Here is a 22797-nt window from a genome sequence, read left to right as displayed (position 1 = left end):
GGCGGCCGCCCCGCCTTCGAGGTCCGCGCCGTCCTCGCCGCCACCCTCTCCCCCACCTGGGGCATCTACAGCGGCTACGAACTCTGCGAGCACACACCCCTGCGCGAGGGCAGCGAGGAATACCTCGACTCCGAGAAGTACCAGCTAAAACCCCGCGACTGGGCCGCCGCCACCCGCGAGGGCCGCACCATCGCCCCCCTCATCACCCGCCTCAACACCATCCGGCGTGCGAACCCGGCACTCCACCAACTGCGCGATCTGCACTTCCATCCCACGGACAAGGAGGAGGTGATCGCCTACTCGAAGCGGCAGGGGTCGAACACGGTTCTGGTGGTCGCCAACCTCGACCCCCACCACACCCAGGAGGCGACGGTCTCGTTGGACATGCCGCAACTCGGCCTGGACTGGCACGAGTCGGTGCCGGTGCGCGACGAGCTGACCGGCGAGACCTACCACTGGGGCAGGGCCAACTATGTGCGCCTGGAGCCGGGCCGTTCGCCCGCGCACGTCTGCACGGTTCTGCGACCGTCCCACCCGCAGATCGGAGGGTCACCCACCATATGATCGTCAACGAGCCCGTGCCGGACACCTTCGAGGACACCCCGGCCAAGGACCGCGACCCGGACTGGTTCAAACGAGCCGTCTTCTACGAGGTTCTCGTCCGCTCCTTCCAGGACAGCAACGGCGACGGCGTCGGTGACCTCAAGGGCCTGACCGCCAAGCTGGACTACCTGCAGTGGCTGGGCGTGGACTGCCTCTGGCTCCCGCCCTTCTTCAAGTCACCCCTGCGCGACGGCGGCTACGACGTCTCCGACTACACCGCCGTACTCCCCGAGTTCGGCGACCTCGCCGACTTCGTCGAGTTCGTGGACGCCGCCCACCAGCGCGGCATGCGCGTCATCATCGACTTCGTCATGAACCACACCAGCGACCAGCACCCGTGGTTCCAGGAGTCCCGCAAGAACCCCGACGGCCCCTACGGCGACTACTACGTCTGGGCCGACGACGACACCCAGTACGCCGATGCCCGCATCATCTTCGTCGACACCGAGGCGTCCAACTGGACCTACGACCCGGTGCGCAAGCAGTACTACTGGCACCGCTTCTTCTCCCACCAGCCGGACCTCAACTACGAGAACCCGTCCGTGCAGGAGGAGATGATCTCCGCGCTGAAGTTCTGGCTGGACCTGGGCATCGACGGGTTTCGGCTGGACGCGGTGCCGTACCTCTACCAGGAGGAGGGCACCAACTGCGAGAACCTGCCGCGCACGCACGAGTTCCTGAAGCGGGTGCGCAAGGAGATCGACGCGCAGTATCCGGACACGGTGGTGCTGGCCGAGGCCAACCAGTGGCCCGAGGACGTCGTCGACTACTTCGGCGACTACAGCGCGGGCGGCGACGAGTGCCACATGGCCTTCCACTTCCCGGTCATGCCGCGCATCTTCATGGCGGTCAGAAGGGAGTCCCGCTACCCGGTCTCCGAGATCCTCGCCAAGACCCCGGCCATCCCGTCCAGCTGCCAGTGGGGCATCTTCCTGCGCAACCACGACGAGCTGACCCTGGAAATGGTCACCGACGAGGAACGCGACTACATGTACGCGGAGTACGCCAAGGACCCGCGGATGCGCGCCAACATCGGCATCCGGCGGCGCCTGGCCCCGCTCCTGGACAACGACCGCAACCAGATCGAGCTGTTCACCGCGCTGCTGCTCTCCCTGCCCGGCTCGCCGATCCTCTACTACGGCGACGAGATCGGCATGGGCGACAACATCTGGCTCGGCGACCGCGACGCCGTGCGCACCCCGATGCAGTGGACGCCGGACCGCAACGCGGGCTTCTCGTCGTCCGACCCGGGCCGCCTGTTCCTGCCCACGATCATGGACCCGGTCCACGGCTACCAGGTCACGAACGTCGAGGCCGCCATGGCCTCGCCCTCGTCCCTGCTGCACTGGACCCGCCGCATGATCGAGATCCGCAAACAGAACCCCGCCTTCGGCCTCGGCAGCTACACCGAACTGCCGTCCTCCAACCCGGCCGTCCTGGCCTTCCTGCGGGAGGCCCCCCCGAATGGGGAGGACGAGGACGACCTGGTGCTGTGCGTCCACAACTTCTCCCGGTTCGCGCAGCCCACCGAACTCGACCTCAGCGCCTTCGGAGGACGCCACCCGGTGGAGCTGTTCGGCGGAGTCCGCTTCCCCGCGGTCGGCGACCTGCCGTACCTGCTGACCCTGGGGGGCCACGGCTTCTACTGGTTTCGGCTTCGACGAGAGCACGGTGCGTAGTGATATCGTTACGCCGTCCTGGTGAACAGGGCCCGAGCCCGCCGGGTGGGTGGCTCGGTGATCAATCGCACGCGCTTGTCGCGTGAAACCTTTCCGAGTGATCGGCAAGGACACGCTCCCGCTTCGGGCGGCGTGAACGCCAATGGTTTCGGCTCCGCATCCGCCGATCTGGCCTCAGGCCACCATCCGGGCGGGACGGTTTTTTCCGTCCCGCCCTGGGCACCCTTCACGCAACTCGACGCTCCTCCGCACCCTGAGCGGAAAGGACGCGACGCCATGTCGGAAGCCGTCACACGCACCGTCACGAGCCAACCAGGCCTCCTAGCGTCACTTGATCCACTTCTGCGGGACTGGCTGCCACGGCAGCGCTGGTTCGCCGGCAAGGGGCGCCCGGTCACCGGCTTCTCGCTGGTCGCCGACACAGAGCTGCTCCCCGCCGACTCCCGGCTGGGCCTCCACCACGTGCTGGTCCGCGCCCGCCAGCAGTCCGCCCCGGCCGCGGGCGCGCCCGAGGAGCCCGGCGACTGCTACCAGCTGCTCATAGGCACGCGCGAGGCGCTGCCGCCCCGGCTGGCGCCCGCGATGATCGGACACATGACCGAGGGCCCGTCGGCCGGCCGCACCGCCTACGACGCCCTGTACGACACCCGGCCCGCCGAGCTGCTCCTGGAGGCGATGCGTACCAGGGCACGTATCGGCGGGCTCCGCTTCGAGCGGGAAGAGGACCGGGAGATACGCGCCGGCCTGGTGCCGCGGCTGATGACCGCCGAGCAGTCGAACTCGTCGGTCGTGTATGGAGATACGTTCATTCTCAAGGTGCTGCGCCGGATCGTGCCGGGCGTCAACCCCGATCTGGAGCTGCCGCTGGCGCTGGCCCGCGAGGGCAGCGCCCGGGTGCCGGCCCCGGCGGGCTGGATGGCGGCCGAACTGGACGGCAGGACCTGGGTGCTGGGTGTGCTCCAGCCGTACCTGCGGGGCGCGACCGACGGCTGGGAGCTGGCGCTGCGCGAGCTGGCCAAGGGCGAGGACTTCGCCGCCGAGGCGCGGGCGCTCGGCCGGGCCACCGCCGAGGTGCACACCGCGCTGGCCCGGGCGCTGCCGACCGTCACCCTCGGCCACGCCCAGGTGCGGCAGCTCGCCGGCGGCATGATCGCGCGGCTGGAGGAGGCCGCCCGTGCGGTGCCGCTGCTGCGGTCGTACGCGCCCGCCCTGCGCACCACCTTCACCGCGCTGGGCGACCTGGCCGCCGAGGGCCGCACCTGGACCGCGCAGCGTGTCCACGGCGACCTGCACCTCGGCCAGTGCCTGCGCTCGCCCTCCGGACGGTGGTCGCTGATCGACTTCGAGGGGGAGCCAGCGAAACCGCTGGCCGAACGTCGGCTGCCGCAGCCGACGGTGCGGGACGTCGCCGGGATGCTGCGCTCCTTCGACTACGCGGCGCACTCGGCCGACGCCCCGGTGCCGGGGTGGGCCGCGGGCTGCCGGGCGGCCTACTGCACCGGGTACGCGGAGGCCGGCGGCGGCGACCCGCGCACCGACCCGGTGCTGCTGCGCGCCTACGAGACCGACAAGGCGGTCTACGAGGTCCTGTACGAGGCCCGGCACCGTCCCGACTGGCTCCCGGTGCCGCTGGCCGCGGTCCGCCGCCTGTCGGCACCCGAACCGGCCTGACGCCCCCGCTGTTGCTCCCACTCGCCCAGGAGGCTCCGCCCGTGACCCCCCGCCCCTCGTCCAGCGGTCCCGACCCGAAGAAGACGGCCGCCAAGAAGGCGGCCGCGCAGAAGCCGGCCGCCGAGAAGAAGGCGGCCGAGAAGACGACGCCCTCGAAGAAGACGGCCAAGACGACGAAGGGGGCCAAGACGGCGAAGGCCGCCGTGAAGAAGACCGTCACCAAGAAGCCCGCCGCCAAGAAGGTCACCGCCCCCGCCGCCGAGATCGCCGTCTCCCCCGCCCTGGACGCGGGCGACCGGGAGCGGCTGCTGGCCGGCACGCACCACGACCCCCACTCCGTGCTCGGCGCCCACCGGGTGCCCGGCGGGGTCGCCTTCCGGGCCCTGCGGCCGTACGCCGGCGAGGTGACCGTCCTCTCCGGCGACCTGCGCGTCGAGCTGCACAACGACGGGGACGGCTTCTTCTCCGGGCTGCTGCCGCTGCGGGAGGTCCCGCTGCACCGGCTGCGCGTGGCGTACGAGGAGACGGTGCAGGAGGTCGAGGACCCGTACCGTTTCGTGCCCACGCTGGGCGAGCTGGACCTGCACCTGATCGGCGAGGGCCGGCACGAGCAGCTGTGGCAGGCGCTCGGCGCGCACCCGATGACACACGACGGCGTCGCGGGCACCCGCTTCACGGTGTGGGCGCCGAACGCGCGCGGGGTCCGGGTGGCCGGCGGCTTCAACTTCTGGGACGGTACCGGCCATCCCATGCGGTCGCTCGGCGCCACCGGCGTGTGGGAGCTGTTCCTGCCCGGCGTCGGCGCGGGCGAGCTGTACAAGTTCGAGATCACCCGTTCCGACGGCTCCCGCACCTTCCGCGCGGATCCGATGGCCCGCCGCGCGGAGGTCCCGCCGGCCACCTCGTCCGTCGTCCACGCCTCGCACCACACGTGGGGCGACGAGGAGTGGCTGGCCCGCCGCGCCGCCGCGCCCGCGCACGAGGCCCCGATGTCGGTGTACGAGGTCCACCTGGCCTCCTGGCGGCCGGGGCTGACGTACCGGGAACTGGCCGAGCAGCTCCCCGCGTACGTCGCCGACCTCGGCTTCACGCACGTCGAGCTGATGCCGGTCGCCGAGCACCCCTTCGGCGGCTCCTGGGGCTACCAGGTCACCGGCTTCTACGCGCCCACCGCCCGCCTCGGCGACCCCGACGACTTCAGGTACCTGGTCGACCGGCTGCACCAGGCCGGGATCGGAGTCCTGATGGACTGGGTGCCGGCGCACTTCCCGCGCGACGACTGGGCGCTGGCCGAGTTCGACGGGCGCCCGCTGTACGAGCACTCCGACCCGCTGCGGGCCGCACACCCGGACTGGGGGACGCTGGAGTTCGACTTCGGACGGCGCGAGGTGCGCAACTTCCTCGTCGCCAACGCCGTGTACTGGTGCGAGGAGTTCCACATCGACGGGCTGCGGGTCGACGCGGTCGCCTCGATGCTCTACCTGGACTACTCGCGCGAGCCGGGGCAGTGGACACCCAACGCGCGGGGCGGCCGGGAGAACCTGGACGCGGTGGCGTTCCTCCAGGAGATGAACGCCACGGTGTACCGGCGGGTGCCGGGCGTGGTGACCGTCGCCGAGGAGTCGACGGCCTGGGACGGGGTCACCCGGGCCACCCACCACAAGGGGCCGAGCGGCTTCGGCGGGCTCGGGTTCGGGCTGAAGTGGAACATGGGCTGGATGCACGACTCGCTCCAGTACATGGGCCACGAGCCGGTGCACCGCAGGTACCACCACGGGGAGATGACCTTCTCCATGGTGTACGCGTACAGCGAGAACTACGTGCTGCCGATATCCCACGACGAGGTCGTGCACGGCAAGCGGTCGCTGGTGTCGAAGATGCCCGGCGACTGGTGGCAGCAGCGCGCGAACGAGCGGGCGTACCTGGCCTTCATGTGGGCCCACCCGGGCAAGCAACTGCTTTTCATGGGGCAGGAGTTCGCGCAGGGCGCCGAGTGGTCCGAGGCGCACGGCCCCGACTGGTGGCTGCTCGACCCGGAGTACGGGGCGGCGGCGGACCACCGGGGCGTACGGGACCTGGTGCGGGACCTGAACACCGTCTACCGGGCCACGCCCGCGCTGTGGCAGTTCGACACCCACCCGTCCGGATTCGCCTGGGTGGTAGGGGACGCCGCCGAGGACAACGTGCTCGCGTTCCTGCGGCTGGACGCCGACGGCACCCCGCTGCTCGCGGTGTCGAACTTCGCCCCGGTCGTGCGGAGCGACTACCGCCTCGGCGTCCCCGACGAGGTCCCCGCCTGGCACGAGGTGCTCAACACCGACGCCGCGCGCTACGGCGGCGGCGACGTGGCCAACCCGGACCCGGTCAAGCCGGAGCCGCAGGGGTGGCACGGCCGGGCGGCGAGTGTCCGGCTGACCCTGCCGCCGCTGGCGACGGTGTGGCTGCGTCCGGCCTGACGGCGAAGTCCCCGGCCGCCGTCGGCGGCCGGGGACCTTTCCCCCCGGTCGGGGCCCTCCCCCTGGGCCCCGGGCAGGTCAGGAGCCGAAGCCGCCGACCACGTCGCTCATCGGGTAGCTGTACAGCTCACGCTCGCAGGGACCGCATTCGCTCGGCGCGTGCTCGCTCAGCGACCACAGACGGGGCGCGAAGCCGTCGCCCCTGCCGTGCGCCAGGTACAGGTCCTCCGGCCCGATCGAACTCTGCAGCGCCTTGGGGTTGCCGATCAGCTGCTCGCCGTCGACGGTGGCCTGGAGCAGTCGGCCGTTGTTGTAGGCGTTGCTCCGGTGGAAGTACCACTTTCCCTCGTAGCGCATGGCGCCCTGGATCTTGTGCCACAGCGGCTCGCCGTCGAACGACCCGCCGGTGGGCAGCCCGTACGCCTGGTCGGCGTCGGCGACCGTGCCGGACGCGCCCTCGACGGCCGCGGTGAGCGCCGTCATGGGATAGGTGCCCACGCGGCCGTTGCTCATGGCGTCGGTGGGGTTCTTGCCCATGTTGCAGTACTCGCCGAGCACCATGTGGTCGGTGCCGGTGCGGTCGAGAGAGACGTACGACGCCTTGGGGCGGCCCGTCTTGTAGCACTGGTTCTTACTGGCGTCGCCGGAGTTGCGGGCCGTCGTGAACTTCAGCGTCGCGACCTGCGGCATGACGTAGCGGTAGCCGTACGCGTACCAGACGTTGCTCTGCCGGCCGATCCGCTTCTTGTCCGTCAGGTCGCTGGGCAGACCGTCCTGCATCTCGTCCTCGGTGGCCGAGTCGTTGTCCGGGTTGAGGTCCATGATGCGGCGCAGGTCGAAGACGCGCATGCCGTTGGCGGTGTCGGCGACGTACAGGTAGTTGCCGTACCAGACCATGCCGCCGGCGTGGATGCCGTTCTGTGCGCCGCAGTTCTCGGTCACGACCTCGTTGCACAGCCCCTCGCGCGCGTGCAGCGCGTCGAAGGATATGTGGTCGTAGGAGTTGACGTAGGGCCAGACCAGCAGCACGTGCCGGTACTTCTTGGTGGCCTGGTTGAAGAAGGTGACGCGGACGCCCTTCTCGTTGCAGGCGTCGGACACGCTCGCCTTCACGCAGTTGTCCCGGCCCGCGATGTAGTCGCTGCGCCCGGGGTTCTTGTCGTCGTAGGACCCGACCGCGATCGGCTCGGCGTTCGACGTACCCCAGTCCTCGTCCTCCTGCGCGTCGGAGACACCGCTGATCGCCTGCGGGATCCACTCCGTGGAGGTGGCGTCGTCGCTCTTCCAGCACACCCGGTCGCCGACGGGCAGGTCGGGGCCGTAGATGGCGGTGTCGCCGCAGTCCCCGGCGCCCTGCCCCGAGGTGCGGTTGGCCTGCTCCAGCAGCTCGGTCAGCCCCTGCTTGGGCAGTGCGGCGTCCAGTTTGTCCACGCGGCCGGTCAGGTCGGAGCCGGCGGCCAGCCGGAAGTCACCCGGGCGGCCCGGGACCGGATCGGCCAGGGCCGGAGCGGTGGCGGCGGGCGGGCTGTCGGGGCCGACGGTGTCGTCCTGTTCGCCCTCGTGCTCGTTGTCGAAGCCGTCGTCGGGCATGCCCTCGTGCGTCGGCACGGGATCGTCGGCCGCCGGTGCGGCCGCCGGGTGACCGACCGGGAGGGCCACGGACAGCAGCGCTCCGGCCAGCACGGTGCCGACGGCCACGCGCAGGCGGGGTAGTGCTCGCCTCATTCGAAAGCCTTTCGTGAGTCACTCCGGAGGGGCGGGACCCGACGAGTCTTGACGTAGTTGGCCGCTACACCAATAGATTCGGGTGGAGGCGAATCCTCGGTGCGGCGGAGCGGTCAACGTGACCCAGGCATGACAAAATGGCTCCAAGGGAAGCAAACCACTGCGACCACTCGACGCATCTGCCACGGGGGACAATGCCGACACGCCTGCACTTCGACGAGGCCGACTACCTCAACTGCCGGTTCGCCCACTCCGCGCTGTGGGAGACCCAGGCGGCGGCCCACATGCTCAAACGGCCGGACCGCCAGGTGTATCAGCGGCCTTGGCTGCGGCGCACCCGCCGGCAGGCGGCCGCCATGGACCTGACGCCGCTGTGGCTGCTGATGCCGCAGCGCGGTGTGACTCCCGGCTGGCTGTGCCCGCCCCCGACCACCTCGGCGGCCGGCTTCGCGGAGGAGATCGCCCAGGTACGCGCGAGCGATCCGCTCGCCGCCCGCGAGGACGCCCTGCGTTCGCTGAAGGCCACCCCGCGGGCCCTCGCCGCCGCCCGCGACCGGGGCTGGCTGCGCCAACCCGCCCGCATGCTCCGCGAGGTGTCCGACGTACTGGAGCAGATCTGGACCCGCCTCATCGAACCGGAGTGGCCCCGGATGCGCGCCCTGCTGGAGGCCGACATCGCCTTCCGCACCCGCCGGCTGGCCGAACACGGACTCGGTGAGCTGCTCCCGGAGATCAGCGCCCACTGCACCTGGCAGGCCGGCACGCTCACCGTGCGGGGCCGCACCGACCACGAGCGGCACCTGGGCGGGCAGGGCCTCGTGCTCATGCCCAGCGTCTTCGTCTGGCCCCATGTGATCAGCACGTTCGAGGCACCCTGGCAGCCCGCGCTGGTCTACCCCGCTCGCGGCATCGTGGACCTGTGGACCGAACCCGTGGCGCACGCCCGGACCACCCTCACACGGCTGCTGGGGCGCGGACGGGCCGCCATACTCGCCTCGCTCGACGTCCCCGCCACCACGACGGGCCTCGCCCGGCGGCTGGACCTCGCGCCGTCCTCCGTCTCCTCGCACCTCACCGTGTTGCGCGAGGCCGGCCTGCTCACCGCACGCCGGCACGGCCGCCAGGTGCTCTACGAACGGACCGGCCTGGGAGACGCACTGACGACGGGAAGCTGACGGGCCATGTCTCCCCCGCCCCCGCCCCCGGCGCGTCCCCCTGGCGTCCCGCGGTCGCCTAACCGGCCGCGTCCACCAGCCCCTTCGGCAGCGACCCGGTGTGCAGGACGCCGAGCCGCTGGGTGGCGCGGGTGAGGGCCACGTAGAGGTCGCTGGTGCCGTAGCGGCCCGGCTCGACGACCAGGACGGAGTCGAACTCCAGGCCCTTGGACTGGCGCGGGTCGAGCAGGACGACCGTCCGCGTCAGGTCCGGCTCGGCACCCGGCGTCACGCCGTCCAGCCGGGCCGCGAGGACCCGGTGCAGCTCGCGCGGGGCGATGACGGCTAGGCGCCCCTCCTCGGGGGTCAGTTCCCGGACGGCCTCGGCGACGGCGGCCGGGAGGTCTCCGGTGGCGCGGACCCAGGGGCGTACGCCCGTGGAGCGCACCGAAGTCGGCGGCGCGAACTCCGGGTCCTCGGCACGGACGACGGCCGCCGCCACGTCCATGATCTCGGCCGGGGTGCGGTAGTTGACGCCCAGCCGGGTGTGCTCCCAGCGCTCCTCGACGTAAGGGGCGAGGATCTTCGACCAGGAGCCGACGCCGGCCGCCTCCGCCGTCTGCGCAGGGTCGCCGACGAGGGTCATCGAGCGGGTCGGGCAGCGCCGCATCAGCAGCCGCCACGCCATCGGGGACAGCTCCTGCGCCTCGTCGACGATGATGTGCCCGAACGCCCAGGTGCGGTCGGCCGCCGCGCGTTCGGCGGCGCTGCGGTGGTCGTCCTCCTCCTGGCGCTCGGCGAACCGTTCGGCGTCGATGATGTCGTGCGCGGACAGGACCTCGGCGTCGTCCTCGTGCTTGTCCTCGAACTCGTAGGTCCGGGACGCGTACGACACGTCCAGCACGCCCTGCGCGTAGGCGATCTGCTCCGCCCGCTCGCGCTCGGCGCGGGAGCGCGCCACCCGGTCGTCCACGCCGAGCAGTTCGGCCGCCTCGTCCAGCAGGGGCACGTCGGCGACGGTCCAGTGCCGGGTGACCGGGCGGCGGACGGTGGCGGCGTCCTCGGCGGGCAGGAAGGCCTCGGGGTCGGCGAGGAAGTCGGCGACGAGACGCTGCGGGGTGATCCGCGGCCAGAGCCGGTCGACGGCGGACCAGACCTCGGGGTTCTCGGCGAGTTCGTCGCGGATCTGGGTGATGTCGCTGGGGTCGAGGAGGTTGGAGCCGTCGTAGGGGTCGGTGCCGATGCGTTCGGCGACCATGTCGGTGAGGGTGTTGAGGATGTGGCCCTCGAAGTGCTCGCGGGCCGCGTTGTGCGGCAGCCCGGCGGCGCGGGTGCGCTCTCGGGCGACGTTCACCAGGTCGTCGTCGAGCATCAGGATCTCGCGGTCGTGCTCGATCGCGATCACCGGATCGGGCAGCGCCTGCCGGTCCCGGACCACCTCGGCGAGCACGTCGGCCATGCCGGCGCGGCCCTTCACCGCCGCCGCCTCCGGCGTGTCCGTCGCCGTGGCCTTCACGCCGGGGAACAGCTCGCCGACCGTCGACAGCAGGACGCCCGTCTCACCCAGGGAGGGCAGCACCTCGCCGATGTAGCCGAGGAAGGCCGGGTTGGGGCCGACGATGAGGACGGCGCGCTTGGCGAGCAGTTCGCGGTACTCGTAGAGCAGGTAGGCCGCACGGTGCAGGGCGACGGCGGTCTTGCCGGTGCCGGGACCGCCCTCGACGACCAGCACACCCCGGTGCGGGGCGCGGATGATGCGGTCCTGGTCGGCCTGGATGGTCTGCACGATGTCGCCCATGCGGCCGGTGCGCGCGGAGTTCAGCGCCGCGAGCAGCACGGCGTCGCCGGACGGGTCCTCGTGACCGGTCCGCGTCTCGTCGCCGAGGTCCAGGATCTCGTCGTGCAGGGCGGTGACCCGGCGGCCCTCGGTGGCGAGGTGCCGGCGGCGGCGCAGGCCCATCGGGGTGTGGCCGGTCGCCAGATAGAAGGGGCGGGCGACGTCGGCCCGCCAGTCGATCAGGACCGGGGTGCGTTCGGCGTCGTCGTTACGGAGCCCGATGCGGCCGATGTGGTGGACGTCCCCGGAGGCGAGGTCGATCCGGCCGAAGCAGAGGGAGCCGTCCACCGCGTTGAGCGCGGCGAGCAGCCCGGAGCGCTCGGCGACCAGGATGTCCCGCTCCAGCCTCGCCTGCTGCGGGGTGTCGCCCTGCGCGAGCGCGTCCGTGACCGAGACCTCGGTGTCGCCGCGCAGCGCGTCCACGCGCGCGTAGAGTCCGTCGACGAATTCCTGCTCGTGCCGCAATTCATCGTCCGGAAATTCGGTGTTTGACAATTCCACTCCCGCCCGGATATACTGTGCTCACTGAACTTCTTCATGACCTCATTTCCTTGAAGTCACGAATCCCCGAATATACGCAGAGAAATCCCCCGAGCGCAATTGCTCGGGGGATTTCTTGTATCGCGTGCGGGTCAGAGCACGTCGGCCAGCTCCTCCAGCAGCCGCCGCTTGGGCCGGGAGCCCACCATCGACTTCACCGGTTCACCCCCGCGGAACACCATGAAGGTCGGCATCGACAGCACCTTGTACGCGTTCGTCGTCGCCGGATTCCGGTCCACGTTCAGCTGCACCACGCGGAGCCGGTCGCCCTCCTCCTCGGCCAGGGCGCTGAGCACTGGGGCCATCTGCCGGCACGGCGGGCACCAGTCCGCGGTGAACTCCACCAGCACGGGCAGCTCACTGCCCAGCACCTCCGCACCGAACTCCGCGTCCGACACCTCGGCCACCCCGCTGTTCGTCATGCGTCTCCTCCCAGTTCGCACTTGGGCTCCGGACCCCCCGGAACCGCCGCCTCGGCCCGCGCCAGCTGGGCGCCGACCTGCGCCCGGACCGACGAGAGCTGTGCGATCAGCGCGTCCAGCTCCGCCAGCTTGCGCCGGTAGACGCCGAGCGAGGCCGGGCACGAGTCGCCCTCGGGGTGCCCGGCGCGCAGGCACTCCACGAAGGGGCGGGTCTCCTCCAGGTCGAACCCGAAGTCCTGGAGCGTCCTGATCTGCCGCAGCAGCTTCAGGTCGTCCTCGTCGTAGGTCCGGTAACCGTTGCCGGTGCGCCGCGCGGTCAGCAGGCCCCGCGACTCGTAGTACCGCAGCGCCCGCGTCGTGGTCCCGGCCCGCGCGGCCAGCTCGCCGATTCGCATGGCACGAACGTAGGCGTTGACCCGGACGTCAAGGCAAGAGGCCCGGCGCCGGGGCGCGGGGCCTCTTGGGGGGACCGGGGCCTCTTGGGGGGGGGACCGGGCGGCTGAGCAACGGGGGGAGCACCTCAGCCGCCCGGCGTGTGCGGGCCGGGCCGCAGGGTCAGGCCCGCGCCAGCTCCTTCTCGCCGCCCTGCTCGGGCAGGTCCGGTGCGGCGTCGGCGTCGTCGGCGCCGTGGTGGTCGTCCAGCAGGGTCTTCTCGTCGAACGGGGCCCGGCCGGCGAGCACCTCGTTCACCCGGCCCTTGTCGATCTCCTTGGTCCAGGTGCCGATCAGGACGGTGGCCACGGCGTTGCCGCCGAAGTTGGTCAGGGCACGGGCCTCGCTCATGAAGCGGTCGATGCCGACGATCAGGCCGATGCCGTCCACCAGGGCGGGCTTGTGCGAGGACAGGCCGCCGGCCAGCGTGGCGAGACCGGCACCGGAGACACCGGCGGCGCCCTTGGAGGCCACCAGCAGGAAGAGCAGCAGCGGGATCTGCTCGCCGATCGACATCGGCGTACCCATGGCGTCGGAGATGAACAGCGAGGCCATGGTCATGTAGATCATGGTGCCGTCGAGGTTGAACGAGTAGCCGGTCGGGACGGTGATGCCGACCACCGGCTTGCTGACACCCAGGTGCTCCATCTTGGCGATGAGGCGCGGCAGCGCCGACTCCGAGGAGGAGGTGGACAGGATCAGCAGGAACTCTCGGCCCAGGTACCTGAAGAGCGAGAGGACGTTCACCCCGGCGACCAGGCGCAGCAGCGTGCCCAGCACCAGGAAGAGGAAGAGGAAGCAGGTCACGTAGAAGCCGAGCATCAGCACGGCCAGGCTCTTCAGCGCCTCGACGCCGGCCGATCCGGTGACGGCGGCGATGGCACCGAACGCGCCGACCGGGGCGGCCCACATGATCATGGCGAGGACTCGGAAGACCAGGCGCTGGATGTGCTCGATGCCGCGCAGGACGGGCTGTCCGGCGGACCCCATGGCCTGCAGGGCGAAGCCGCACAGCAGGGCGATCAGCAGAGTCTGCAGGACCTCGCCGGCGGTGAACGCGGAGACGATGGTGGTCGGGATGATGCCCATCAGGAAGTCGACGGTGCCCTTGGCCTCCGCGTCGACCTGCGCCTGACCGGTCTCCTTGACGGCGTCGGTGACCGCGAGGCCCGTGCCCGGGTCCAGGATGTTGCCGACGACCAGGCCGATGGCGAGCGCCACCAGCGACATCACCAGGAAGTAGCCCAGCGCGATCCCGCCGACCGCGCCGACCTTGGCGGCCTTGCGGACCGACCCGATGCCCAGCACGATCGTGCAGAAGATGATCGGCGAGATCATCATCTTGATCAGGTTCACGAAGCCGGTGCCCAGGGGCTTCAGCTCGGTGGCGAAGTCCGGAGCGATCAGACCCACCGCGATACCGAGGGCGACCGCGATGATCACCGCGATGTAGAGATAGTGCGTGCGGTCCCGCTTGGCTTTGGGTGCGGCAGGTGCCGTAGCGGCTTTGCTGGTCACGGCGGCCCTCCTTGACGACGTCGTCGGCATCACCGGCGTGCGGCTCACGTCCGGGGGATTGTTCAGGGGATGCGGTGACTATCTCCCGGCACGTGAGGGCGGTCACCCTTGCGTTCATTTAGTTCACCATCAGGCCAGGAGGGAGACTGGCGGCATGCACCTCCGCGTCCCGAGACCCCGAAGCCTGGCCGGGCAGCTCTTCGCCATGCAGGCCGTGCTGATAGCGGTCGTCGTGGTCGGGTACGCGCTGTTCAGCTGGATCAGCGACCGGGGGCAGGCACAGGACGCGGCCGGGCGGCAGGCCAGGGCGGTGTCGCTGGCCATCGCGGACTCGCCGTCCGTGGTGGAGGCGATCGGTACGCCGGATCCGACCGCGCGGCTCCAGCCGTACGCGGTGCGGGTCATGCGGGACACCGACGTGGACTTCGTGACGATCATGGATCCGTACGGCATCCGCTGGACCCATCCCGACCCGGCGCAAATCGGCCACCCCTTCCGGGGGCACATCGAGCGCGCGCAGCGGGGCGAGACCTTCACGGAGACCTACACGGGCACGCTCGGGCCCTCGGTGCGGGCGGTCACGCCGGTCATGGACGGTGAACGGGTGGTCGGACTGGTCAGCGCCGGGATCAAGGTCGAGGAGATCAGCAAGCGGGCGCGGGAGCAGCTCACCGCCCTGACGGGGGTGGCGGCCGGGGCGCTGCTGCTCGGCGCGGTCGGTACGTACGTGATCAACGCGCGGCTGCGCCGGCACACGCACGGTATGAACGCGGACGAGCTGAGCCGGATGCACGACTACCATCAGGCCGCGCTGCACGCGGTGCGCGAGGGGCTGCTGATGCTGGACGGGCAGTACCGGGTCGCGCTGATCAACGACGGTGGACGGGAGCTGCTGGGCGTGACCGGTGACGTGGTGGGCACCTCCGTCGCGGACCTCGGGCTGCCGGCGCAGCTCACGGGGGCGCTGCTGGCGTCGGAGCCCCGGGTGGACGAGGTGCACCTGGCGGCCGAGCGGGTGCTGGTCGTCAACACCTCGCCGGTGTCCGGCGGTGAGCGGCGGGGCTCGGTGGTGACGCTGCGGGACGTGACCGAGTTGCAGTCGCTGACGGGTGAGCTGGACTCCGAGCGCGGATTCACGCAGGCCCTGCGCTCGCAGGCGCACGAGGCCGCGAACCGGCTGCACACGGTCGTCTCGCTGATCGAGCTGGGGCGTGCGGAGGAGGCCGTGGAGTTCGCGACGGCCGAGCTGGAGCTGGCGCAGGCGCTCACCGACCAGGTGGTGGCGGCGGTCGGCGAGCCGGTCCTGGCGGCGCTGCTGCTGGGCAAGACGGCGCAGGCGAACGAGCGGGGAGTGGAGCTGGTGGTGTCGCGGGAGAGCCGGCTGGACGACGGTCTGCTGCCGCCGTCGCTGCCCGCCCGGGACCTGGTGACGATCCTGGGCAACCTGGTGGACAACGCGGTGGACGCGGCCCAGGGCGCGGTGCCCTCGCGGGTGACGGTGGCGGCGTACACCGAGGCGGCGGGTGACGGTTCCGAGCTGGTGATGCGGGTGTCGGACACGGGGGCCGGGGTCGATCCCGCCCATGCCGACCTGGTCTTCCAGCGGGGTTTCTCGACGAAGCCGGCCGGTGAGGGCGGCCGAGGCCTGGGCCTGGCGCTGGTCCGCCAGGCGGTACGCCGGCACGGCGGCACCCTCACGGTCACGGAGGCCGAGGGCGGCGGCGCCCGCTTCGAGGCGCGGCTGCCGCTGGGCGATGCCGGGAGCGGCACGGCGACGCCGGCCACCGTGGCGGGCAGACCGGAGTCCGGGGGTGCCGTATGACACGGCGACGGCCCCTACGTGTCGTGCCGGTCGGCCTGAGCCGCCCGGTTACCACCGGCGTGCGCCGTGGCGCCCCCGGCGGCTGCCGCCTCCCCAGCGCGCCCGCCCACCGGCGCCCCTGCGCGACGACCCACCCCGGGGCCGCCGTATGACCCAGGAGCAGCGCATCCGGGTCCTGGTCGTCGAGGACGACCCGGTCGCCGCCGACGCGCACGTGATGTACGTCGGCCGGGTGCCGGGGTTCGTGGCCGTCGGCAAGGCGCACACCGGGGCGGAGGCCCGGCGGATGCTGGACCGTACGCCGGTGGACCTGCTCCTGCTGGACCTGCACCTGCCGGACGTGCACGGGTTGCAGCTGGCCCGTTCGCTGCGGGCGGCGGGGCATCACACCGACGTGATAGCGGTGACGTCGGCGCGGGATCTGACGATGGTGCGGGAGGGCGTGTCGCTGGGCGTCGTCCAGTACGTGCTGAAGCCGTTCACCTTCGCCACCCTGCGGGACCGGCTGGTGCGGTACGCGGAGTTCCGGGGCACCGCCGGCGAGGCGAGCGGCCAGGACGAGGTGGACCGCGCCCTGGCCACGCTCCGCGCCCCCGGCCCGGCCGCCCTGCCGAAGGGCCTGAGCGGACCGACCCTGGAACGGGTCACGGGCGCGCTGCGGGGCTCGGAGGAGGGCCTGACGGCGGCCGGGGTGGCCGAGGCGGTGGGCATCTCGCGGATCACCGCCCGCCGCTACCTGGAACACCTGGTGGACGCGGGCCGGGCGGGGCGGAGCCCGCAGTACGGGCAGGTGGGGCGGCCGGAGTTGGTGTACCGGTGGGTACGGGGCCGGTGAGCCGTGCCGCTCTGCGCGCCTGCCCGGCCTCCTTGGACGAGCCCGCCCGCTCGTAGGCGTCCGCGGCCCGCGTCAGGTGGGCGCGGGCCCGCTCGCGTCTCCCGCGCTGTCGTGCACGAGCGCGAGGGCGTAGAGCGTCCGGGCGCTGCCGTGCCAGTCCTCGAACTCCCGGCAGATGTAGAGGCTGTTGAGGCAGGCTGTCACGGCCTCCGGGGTGCGGCCCCTGGCGTTGAGAGCGACCCTGTAGTTGTGCCAGGCCCTGCCCTCGCGTGGCCTGTCCCCCGTCTCCCGGTAGGGGTCGAGGGCGGCGCGCAGGGCGCCTGCCCGCGCGACGACACCGGCGAGGCCCTGCGGATCGGCGGCGAGCAGGTCGGCCAACGCCTCGCCCCACTCCCGTACGGCCTCCCACCGTTCGGGGTCCTCGGCTGCCGCCGCGATGTTCCCCGCAGGCGCTCCGGCGTCGAGCCCCAGTGCCCGCGCCGGCCGCTCCACCGCCAGGCGTCCACCGTCCCCGCCGGCTCCCTCGGCCAGGGCCGCCAGCAGTGCCGCTCCCCCTCGCCCGTTCCCTGCTCACGCCGCCTTCGCGTACCACACGACCTGCGAGGCGAGCCCCGCCACGGCGAGCGCCTCCAGTACCGAAAGCCCGACGAGCAGCCCTCCGACGTCCCCGTTCGACCAGAAGACGATCAGTGCCGCCAGCGGTACCGCACAGAACGCCGTCAGGTCGATCACGGTCTGTATCGCCTTACGGGACCGGCGCCGGGTGTCGGTCCGGTGGTACGCCTCCCACCCGAAGGTCGTGAAACCGCCGCCGTACGAGGCGAGTTCGGCCAACCGGGGCCCCAGATCGTCCCGGACGTAGAGTCCGATCGCCGAGATCTTCTCGTCGTTGACGAGGTAGGTCCATCCGAGGACGACGCACACCGGCGGCAGCGCCAGGAGCATCGAGGTCTGCTTCGCCTGGGCCGTGGCGGCGATGACGGCGGCCACGACGGCCAGCGTCACGTAGAGGAGGTTGTCCCGGAACCCGATCCTCGCCCTTTGCTCGCCCTTCACGCTCTCGTACTCGGCGAGCAGCAACTGCCCGACCGTCACGTCCTGTTCCGGCACTCGATCCCCTTCTCCCAGCGGTAACTCATGACTATGCCGGAGATCCAGCCCACCGTTCTGACCCTGACCGCACTCCCGGGCGCCGAGCGGGCCCCCGCTCTCACCACACAGCTCATCAACTGACTGCGCCCCGAAGCCGTGTTCTTCGTCGGAGTCGCCGGCAGCCTGAAGGGCGACGTCGGCACACTCCCGCGGATGAACCGGGCGATCGCGGACTCCGCGTCCGCCAGGACCACGTCGCCCGTGGCGATCGGCAGCCGACGCCGGGAAGCGCAAGGCCGGCGCCTCGGGTTCGCAGCAGCGCGCCGCGCACCGGGCTCCCCCGAATCCCCACTCGCAGGAGCATTGACCTGACTAGACCACTCCTCTTACGTTCGCCACGCAGCCGTCCAGGCCACAGTGTCGTGCGCCCGTAGGAGGTCATGCCGTGCGTCCCACCGTCCGGTTCACCGCTCTGTTCACCCTCACCGCGCTCACCTCCACCGCACTCGCCGCCTGCGGAAGCGGCTCCGGCAGCGATCCGGACACGGTGAAGGTCTCCTTCAAACAGTCGACGGACAACTCCGTCAAGGTGATGGACACGTACCTCGCCGACATCAAGAAACAGTTCGAGAAGGCCAATCCGGGGAAGAAGGTCGAACTCGTCCCCATCAAGGCCCCGGACTCGGAGTACTACACCAAGCTCCAGCAGATGCTCCGCTCCCCCAAGACGGCGCCTGACCTGGTCTACGAGGACACCTTCCTCATCAACTCCGACATCACCAGCGGGTACTTGAAGCCCCTCGACCCCTACCTGGACAAGTGGAAGGACTGGGACCAGTTCATCGACACGTCCAAGGCGGCGACCGCGGGCGAGGACGGCAAGACGTACGGCGTCCCGGACGGCACCGACACCCGCGGGCTGTGGTTCAGCAAGCACGTCTTCGCCAAGGCCGGGCTGCCCGCCGACTGGCAGCCGAAGACGTGGGACGAGGTCCTCGACGCCGCCCGCACCATCAAGGAGAAGGTCCCCGGCGTCACACCGATCAACGTGTACACCGGCAAGCCCGCCGGTGAAGCGGCCACCATGCAGGGCTTCGAGATGCTGCTGTACGGCACGAACGACGGGACCACGGACCCGCTGTACGACAAGGACAGCAAGAAGTGGATCACGGCGGGGAAGGGGTTCGAGGACTCCCTCGCCTTCGTCGAGAGCGTGTACAAGGAGAAGCTCGGCCCGGAGGTCTCCGACGCGCTCGACCCCAACTTCGGGACCGCGGTGCGCGGTGAGCTGCTGCCGCAGGGCAAGCTCGGCATCGCCCTGGACGGCTCCTGGCTGCCGCAGGACTGGCTGGAGGGCAGCGGGCACGAGTGGCCCGAGTGGTCGAAGGAGCTGGGCCTGGCGGCCATGCCGACGCAGAACGGTCAGGCGCCCGGCAAGGTGAGCATGTCCGGCGGCTGGGCCTGGTCGATCCCGGCCAAGGCGGGCAACCCGGACCTGGCCTTCGACTTCATCAAGACGATGCAGACCAAGGCCAACGCCCAGAAGTGGTACATCGCCAACTCCGGCATCGCGGTCCGCGAGGACGTCGCGAACGATCCCGCGTACGTCGACGCGCAGCCCGGCATCAAGTTCTTCACCGACCTGGTCGAGAGCACCCACTACCGGCCCGCCTACCCGGCGTACCCGAAGGTGTCGGTGGCCATCCAGGAGGCGATGGAGGGCGTGACGACCGGCGACATGTCGGTCGAGGAGGCGGCGCGCGGGTACGACGAGGCGCTCAAGGAGGCCACCGACAACCAGGTGGTGAGCAAGTGACCGCGGCCACGCCGCGGCACGCGGGTCCGGAGGTCGCCAAGGCTCCGCCGGGCCCGCCCGCCCCGGACCCGGCCGGGGGCGGGCGGGCCGCCACCGCCCGGCGCTCCCTGCTGCGCGCCCTGCCCGTCTCCCCCGCCGTCCTCCTGCTGCTGCTCTTCCTGGCCGGCCCGATCGCCTACTGCGTGGTCATCGCCTTCACCGACCTCCAGCTCACCGGTCAGGCCGAGGAGTCCTTCGTCGGCTTCGAGAACTTCCGGCGGGCGTTCCAGGACGAGGCGTTCCTCAACGCCGTGTGGCTGACCCTGGTCTTCACGGTGCTGTCCTCGCTGATCGGGCAGAACACCCTGGGGCTCGCGCTGGCCACGCTGATGCAGCGGGCCTCGAAGCCGGTCCGCACGCTCACCGGTGGCATCGTTGTCACGGCCTGGGTGCTGCCGGAGGTGGTGGCCGGCTTCCTGCTCTACGCCTTCTTCCGCCGCGAGGGCACCCTCAACGCCGTCCTGGACTGGCTCCACCTGCCCTCCCAGAACTGGCTGTTCACGCTGCCGATCCTGGCGGTGTCCTTCGCCAACGTGTGGCGGGGCACGGCGTTCTCGATGCTGGTCTACTCGGCCGCCCTGAACGAGATCCCCAAGGAGGTCACCGAGGCCGCCGAGGTCGACGGCGCGGGCGGCTGGCGCCGCATGTGGCACGTCACGCTGCCGATGATCCGGCGCTCCATCGGCACCAACCTCATGCTGAACACCCTCCAGACGCTGTCGGTCTTCGGACTGATCTGGGTGATGACCCGCGGCGGTCCCAGCGGGAAGAGCCAGACGCTGCCGCTGTTCATGTACGAACAGGCCTTCCAGAACAGCCTGATCGGCTACGGCACGGCGGTGGCGCTGCTGCTGTTGCTGATCGGCTCGCTGTTCTCGGTCGTGTACCTGCGCCTGCTCCGGACGGAGGTCTGATCCCGATGGCCCTCATGACGCGCCCGCCCGCCAGGCGTCGCACGCAGCGCCGGATGGCCGCCGACGCCGGGCTGCTGGTGGTGGCCGCGGCCTTCGTGCTGCCGCTGGCCTGGGTGGTGCTGTCCGCCCTGGACCCGAACGCGGGCCTCAGGGTGAAGGTGCCCGACGGGCTGACCCTGGACAACTTCGACGCGATCCTCACCCCGGAGATCACCTTCACCCCACTGCTCAACAGCCTGATCCTGTGCGGCGGCGCGACCCTGCTGACGGTGGTCTGCGCGGCGCTCGCGGCGTATCCGCTCTCCCGTTTCCGGTCCCGGCTCAACCGGCCGTTCCTGCTGACGATCCTGTTCGCGACCAGCCTGCCGATCACCGCGATCATGGTGCCCGTCTACGCCCTGTTCGTGCGGGTGAACATGATCGACACCATGCAGGGGACGATCTTCTTCTTCGCCGCCTCCCAACTGCCCTTCGCCATCTGGCTGATGAAGAACTTCATGGACGGCGTGCCCAAGGAGCTGGAGGAGGCGGCGTGGACGGACGGGGCGTCCTCGTTCCAGTCGCTGCTGCGGATCGTGCTGCCGCTGATGGGGCCGGGTGTGGCGGTGGTGACGGTGTTCTCGTTCGTGATGATGTGGGGGAACTTCTTCGTCCCCTTCATGCTGCTGCTCTCCCCGGACCAGATGCCCGCCTCGGTCAGCATCAACGACTTCTTCGGCAACCGGGGCATGGTGGCGTACGGGCAGCTGGCGGCGTTCTCGATCGTCTACTCGACGCCGGTCGTGCTGCTGTACGTGCTGATCTCCCGGCGGCTGGGCGGCGGGTTCGCGCTGGGCGGGGCGGTCAAGGGGTGAGCTGAGCGGGTCAAGGGGTGGCGGCGGCGTCCGCGGGCGCCGTGAGGAACGATGGCATGTCCGCTTGGACCTGCCCTGCCTCAATAAAGGCCGTCTCGCCGGTGGCCAGGGCTTGGAGGCCGACCAGGATGCGAGTCCGCGCAGGTGGCCAGACCTGGTCGATCACCTGAAGGGCGGGCATGACGCGTACGGTGGCGCGCGGGTCACGGTAAGAGACGCTCATCACCGCCTCACAGGAGATCGGCGCTGCCGCCAGGACATGCGTGATGACCTTCCGGCGCCGCATCTGCACCCAGTCCACCGCGACGCGCCGCAGCATCCGCAACTCACCGGGTGGGCCGGAGGCGTTCACGTTCGAGACGAGGCGGGGTCTCGCCTCGGAACGCCGTCGCGGCCTGGAAGCGTGCGATGGCGTCGTGGGCGGCGCGGTCGATGAGGATGACCTCAGCGCCCTGAGCGGCAGCGCCGACTTCGTCCAGGATGCCTTGAGCGGTGATCCACTCGGTGGACCGGGCGGTGTGGTGCTGCATCTTGGGCAGCACTTCTGGCGCACCGCCGTGACCGGCCCTTTCTCGCGGGCTTGAGTGTGCAGTCAGACGGCTCGCCTGGTTCTACAGGTCGGCCACGAGTAGCCGGTAGCCGGCATCGAGGGCCTCGCGGTCGAGTAGGTCGGCATGGCGTTGGTGCCACCGGCCGGAGGACAGGTCGTCTGACAGCCGCGCCAAGCCCGGCTGGATGACTTCGTCGCTGGTCTGGGCGAACAGCGAGATACCGGACCGCACTTCCGGGTCGAGGTATGCCTCGGGTCGGCGCCAGAAGGCGGCGAGGAATCCGTCGGTGCAGTCGTACGGGATGGGGACGGTTTCGATGCGGGCGCCTCCCAGCAGCCTGGCCAAGCGATCGACCGCGACGGCTCGTGTGTTGTCGAGAGCGGCTGCTTCGGGCAGGTACTCCTCCAGCAGCCAGAACCTGTGGTTGATGTCGGGATCGAAGGTGAGGACGACGATCCGCTGCCGGGCGATGCGAAGCAGTTCGCCGATGCCGGCTTCCAGGTCGCTCCAGTGGTGCACGGTCAGGAGGGCCATCGCCGCATCGGCCGAGTCGTCGGCGAGAGGGATCGACTCTGCGGATGCTTCCAGGGCCGGTGCGGATCCGGCTGGGCGCTGGGCGATCATCACTGAGCTGGGTTCAACAGCCAGTACCGTGTGTGACGGTTCGTAGGAGCCGGTGCCGGCTCCTACGTTGATCACAGTGGTGGCACCACCGAGGGCTTGATGGATCCTGGCGGCGATTCGGGGGTCCGGTCGCCGGGTGTCAGCGTAGGTCGCACCGATGCTGTTGTAGGTCGCCACACCGCACAGTATGCGCTTCCCGCTGACACCGGGAAG

General features: G+C 70.9%; 19 protein-coding genes and 1 pseudogene. 10 read left to right on the top strand and 10 right to left on the bottom strand.

Annotated features, from left to right (window positions below; all coding sequences use genetic code 11):
- From ACFWR9_RS13100 to glgB, 4 genes and pseudogenes are all read left to right on the top strand, one after another.
- Positions 1–564: pseudogene (locus tag ACFWR9_RS13100) on the top strand (alpha-1,4-glucan--maltose-1-phosphate maltosyltransferase); the annotation flags it as partial.
- A complete protein-coding gene (gene treS, locus ACFWR9_RS13095) occupies positions 561–2282 on the top strand; it encodes a maltose alpha-D-glucosyltransferase (RefSeq protein WP_383840048.1) in 1722 nt (573 codons plus the stop codon). The pseudogene ACFWR9_RS13100 and the gene treS, both read left to right, overlap by 4 nt.
- 276 nt (positions 2283–2558) lie before the next feature.
- Positions 2559–3953, top strand: coding sequence for a maltokinase (locus ACFWR9_RS13090; protein ID WP_383840045.1), 1395 nt, complete (start codon positions 2559–2561; stop codon positions 3951–3953).
- A gap of 41 nt (positions 3954–3994) precedes the next feature.
- Complete coding sequence (gene glgB, locus ACFWR9_RS13085) at positions 3995–6409, top strand: 1,4-alpha-glucan branching enzyme (protein WP_383840042.1); 2415 nt, start codon at positions 3995–3997, stop codon at positions 6407–6409.
- 78 nt (positions 6410–6487) lie between these two features.
- Here glgB and ACFWR9_RS13080 read toward each other — a convergent pair whose 3' ends face one another.
- Complete coding sequence (locus ACFWR9_RS13080; protein WP_383840039.1) at positions 6488–8107, bottom strand: hypothetical protein; 1620 nt, start codon at positions 8105–8107, stop codon at positions 6488–6490.
- A 221-nt stretch (positions 8108–8328) separates the two neighbouring features.
- Here ACFWR9_RS13080 and ACFWR9_RS13075 point away from each other — a divergent pair, with 221 nt between their 5' ends.
- A complete protein-coding gene (locus ACFWR9_RS13075; protein WP_383840036.1) occupies positions 8329–9309 on the top strand; it encodes a DUF5937 family protein in 981 nt (326 codons plus the stop codon).
- Positions 9310–9367: 58 nt separating this feature from the next.
- Here ACFWR9_RS13075 and ACFWR9_RS13070 read toward each other — a convergent pair whose 3' ends face one another.
- From ACFWR9_RS13070 to ACFWR9_RS13055, 4 genes are all read right to left on the bottom strand, one after another.
- Entirely contained in the window at positions 9368–11590 is a 2223-nt protein-coding gene (locus tag ACFWR9_RS13070; protein ID WP_383840071.1) for a HelD family protein, read from the bottom strand.
- 167 nt (positions 11591–11757) lie between these two features.
- Entirely contained in the window at positions 11758–12072 is a 315-nt protein-coding gene (locus ACFWR9_RS13065) for a thioredoxin family protein (protein WP_383840068.1), read from the bottom strand.
- Between the two features lie 11 nt (positions 12073–12083).
- Positions 12084–12482 (bottom strand): MerR family transcriptional regulator, encoded by a 399-nt coding sequence (locus tag ACFWR9_RS13060; RefSeq protein WP_383840033.1) that lies wholly within the window; start codon positions 12480–12482, stop codon positions 12084–12086.
- A 160-nt stretch (positions 12483–12642) separates the two neighbouring features.
- Positions 12643–14037, bottom strand: a complete 1395-nt coding sequence (locus tag ACFWR9_RS13055; protein WP_383840030.1) for a cation:dicarboxylate symporter family transporter — start codon at positions 14035–14037, stop codon at positions 12643–12645.
- 154 nt (positions 14038–14191) lie between these two features.
- Between ACFWR9_RS13055 and ACFWR9_RS13050 the strand changes: the two genes are divergently transcribed.
- Positions 14192–15859, top strand: a complete 1668-nt coding sequence (locus tag ACFWR9_RS13050; protein WP_383840027.1) for an ATP-binding protein — start codon at positions 14192–14194, stop codon at positions 15857–15859.
- 148 nt (positions 15860–16007) lie between these two features.
- Positions 16008–16694, top strand: a complete 687-nt coding sequence (locus ACFWR9_RS13045; RefSeq protein ID WP_383840024.1) for a response regulator — start codon at positions 16008–16010, stop codon at positions 16692–16694.
- A 72-nt stretch (positions 16695–16766) separates the two neighbouring features.
- Here ACFWR9_RS13045 and ACFWR9_RS13040 read toward each other — a convergent pair whose 3' ends face one another.
- Positions 16767–17186 carry a tetratricopeptide repeat protein gene (locus ACFWR9_RS13040; RefSeq protein ID WP_383840021.1) on the bottom strand — a complete coding sequence of 140 codons (420 nt, stop codon included), beginning with the start codon at positions 17184–17186 and terminating at the stop codon, positions 16767–16769.
- Positions 17187–17264: 78 nt separating this feature from the next.
- Positions 17265–17804: a hypothetical protein gene (locus tag ACFWR9_RS13035; protein ID WP_383840018.1), complete on the bottom strand. Its 540-nt coding sequence runs from the start codon at positions 17802–17804 to the stop codon at positions 17265–17267.
- Positions 17805–18231: 427 nt separating this feature from the next.
- Here ACFWR9_RS13035 and ACFWR9_RS13030 point away from each other — a divergent pair, with 427 nt between their 5' ends.
- Genes ACFWR9_RS13030 through ACFWR9_RS13020 form a run of 3 tightly spaced genes read left to right on the top strand, consistent with a single transcriptional unit; the run spans position 18232 to position 21409 of the window.
- Positions 18232–19602: an extracellular solute-binding protein gene (locus tag ACFWR9_RS13030; protein WP_383840015.1), complete on the top strand. Its 1371-nt coding sequence runs from the start codon at positions 18232–18234 to the stop codon at positions 19600–19602.
- Positions 19599–20555 carry a carbohydrate ABC transporter permease gene (locus tag ACFWR9_RS13025; RefSeq protein WP_383840012.1) on the top strand — a complete coding sequence of 319 codons (957 nt, stop codon included), beginning with the start codon at positions 19599–19601 and terminating at the stop codon, positions 20553–20555. Before ACFWR9_RS13030 ends, ACFWR9_RS13025 begins: the two co-directional genes overlap by 4 nt.
- Positions 20556–20569: 14 nt before the next feature.
- Complete coding sequence (locus tag ACFWR9_RS13020) at positions 20570–21409, top strand: carbohydrate ABC transporter permease (RefSeq protein ID WP_383840065.1); 840 nt, start codon at positions 20570–20572, stop codon at positions 21407–21409.
- 10 nt (positions 21410–21419) lie between these two features.
- Here the strand turns inward: ACFWR9_RS13020 and ACFWR9_RS13015 are convergent, their stop codons facing one another.
- The 3 genes from ACFWR9_RS13015 to ACFWR9_RS13005 form a co-directional block, all read right to left on the bottom strand.
- Positions 21420–21761: a hypothetical protein gene (locus tag ACFWR9_RS13015; protein ID WP_383840009.1), complete on the bottom strand. Its 342-nt coding sequence runs from the start codon at positions 21759–21761 to the stop codon at positions 21420–21422.
- Entirely contained in the window at positions 21736–21939 is a 204-nt protein-coding gene (locus tag ACFWR9_RS13010) for a hypothetical protein (protein ID WP_383840006.1), read from the bottom strand. The genes ACFWR9_RS13015 and ACFWR9_RS13010 overlap by 26 nt, the downstream gene beginning before the upstream one ends.
- An 81-nt stretch (positions 21940–22020) precedes the next feature.
- The gene (locus ACFWR9_RS13005) at positions 22021–22761 is read right to left on the bottom strand and encodes a class I SAM-dependent methyltransferase (protein WP_383840003.1); all 741 of its coding nucleotides are present in this window, start codon (positions 22759–22761) and stop codon (positions 22021–22023) included.
- Between the last annotated feature and the right edge of the window lie 36 nt (positions 22762–22797).

It is taken from the genome of Streptomyces sp. NPDC058534 (assembly GCF_042717365.1).
Classification (GTDB): Bacteria; Actinomycetota; Actinomycetes; order Streptomycetales; family Streptomycetaceae; genus Streptomyces.
This window is presented reverse-complemented; position numbering and strand designations above follow the sequence as displayed.

Excerpts from the sequence above, each read along its gene's own strand:
- treS (WP_383840048.1), top strand. The coding sequence starts at position 561 with ATGATCGTCAACGAGCCCGTGCCGGACACCTTCGAGGACACCCCGGCC.
- ACFWR9_RS13090 (WP_383840045.1), top strand. The coding sequence starts at position 2,559 with ATGTCGGAAGCCGTCACACGCACCGTCACGAGCCAACCAGGCCTCCTA.
- ACFWR9_RS13075 (WP_383840036.1), top strand. The coding sequence starts at position 8,329 with ATGCCGACACGCCTGCACTTCGACGAGGCCGACTACCTCAACTGCCGG.
- ACFWR9_RS13060 (WP_383840033.1), bottom strand. The coding sequence starts at position 12,482 with ATGCGAATCGGCGAGCTGGCCGCGCGGGCCGGGACCACGACGCGGGCG.
- ACFWR9_RS13050 (WP_383840027.1), top strand. The coding sequence starts at position 14,192 with ATGCACCTCCGCGTCCCGAGACCCCGAAGCCTGGCCGGGCAGCTCTTC.
- ACFWR9_RS13045 (WP_383840024.1), top strand. The coding sequence starts at position 16,008 with ATGACCCAGGAGCAGCGCATCCGGGTCCTGGTCGTCGAGGACGACCCG.
- ACFWR9_RS13020 (WP_383840065.1), top strand. The coding sequence starts at position 20,570 with ATGACGCGCCCGCCCGCCAGGCGTCGCACGCAGCGCCGGATGGCCGCC.
- ACFWR9_RS13010 (WP_383840006.1), bottom strand. The coding sequence starts at position 21,939 with ATGCAGCACCACACCGCCCGGTCCACCGAGTGGATCACCGCTCAAGGC.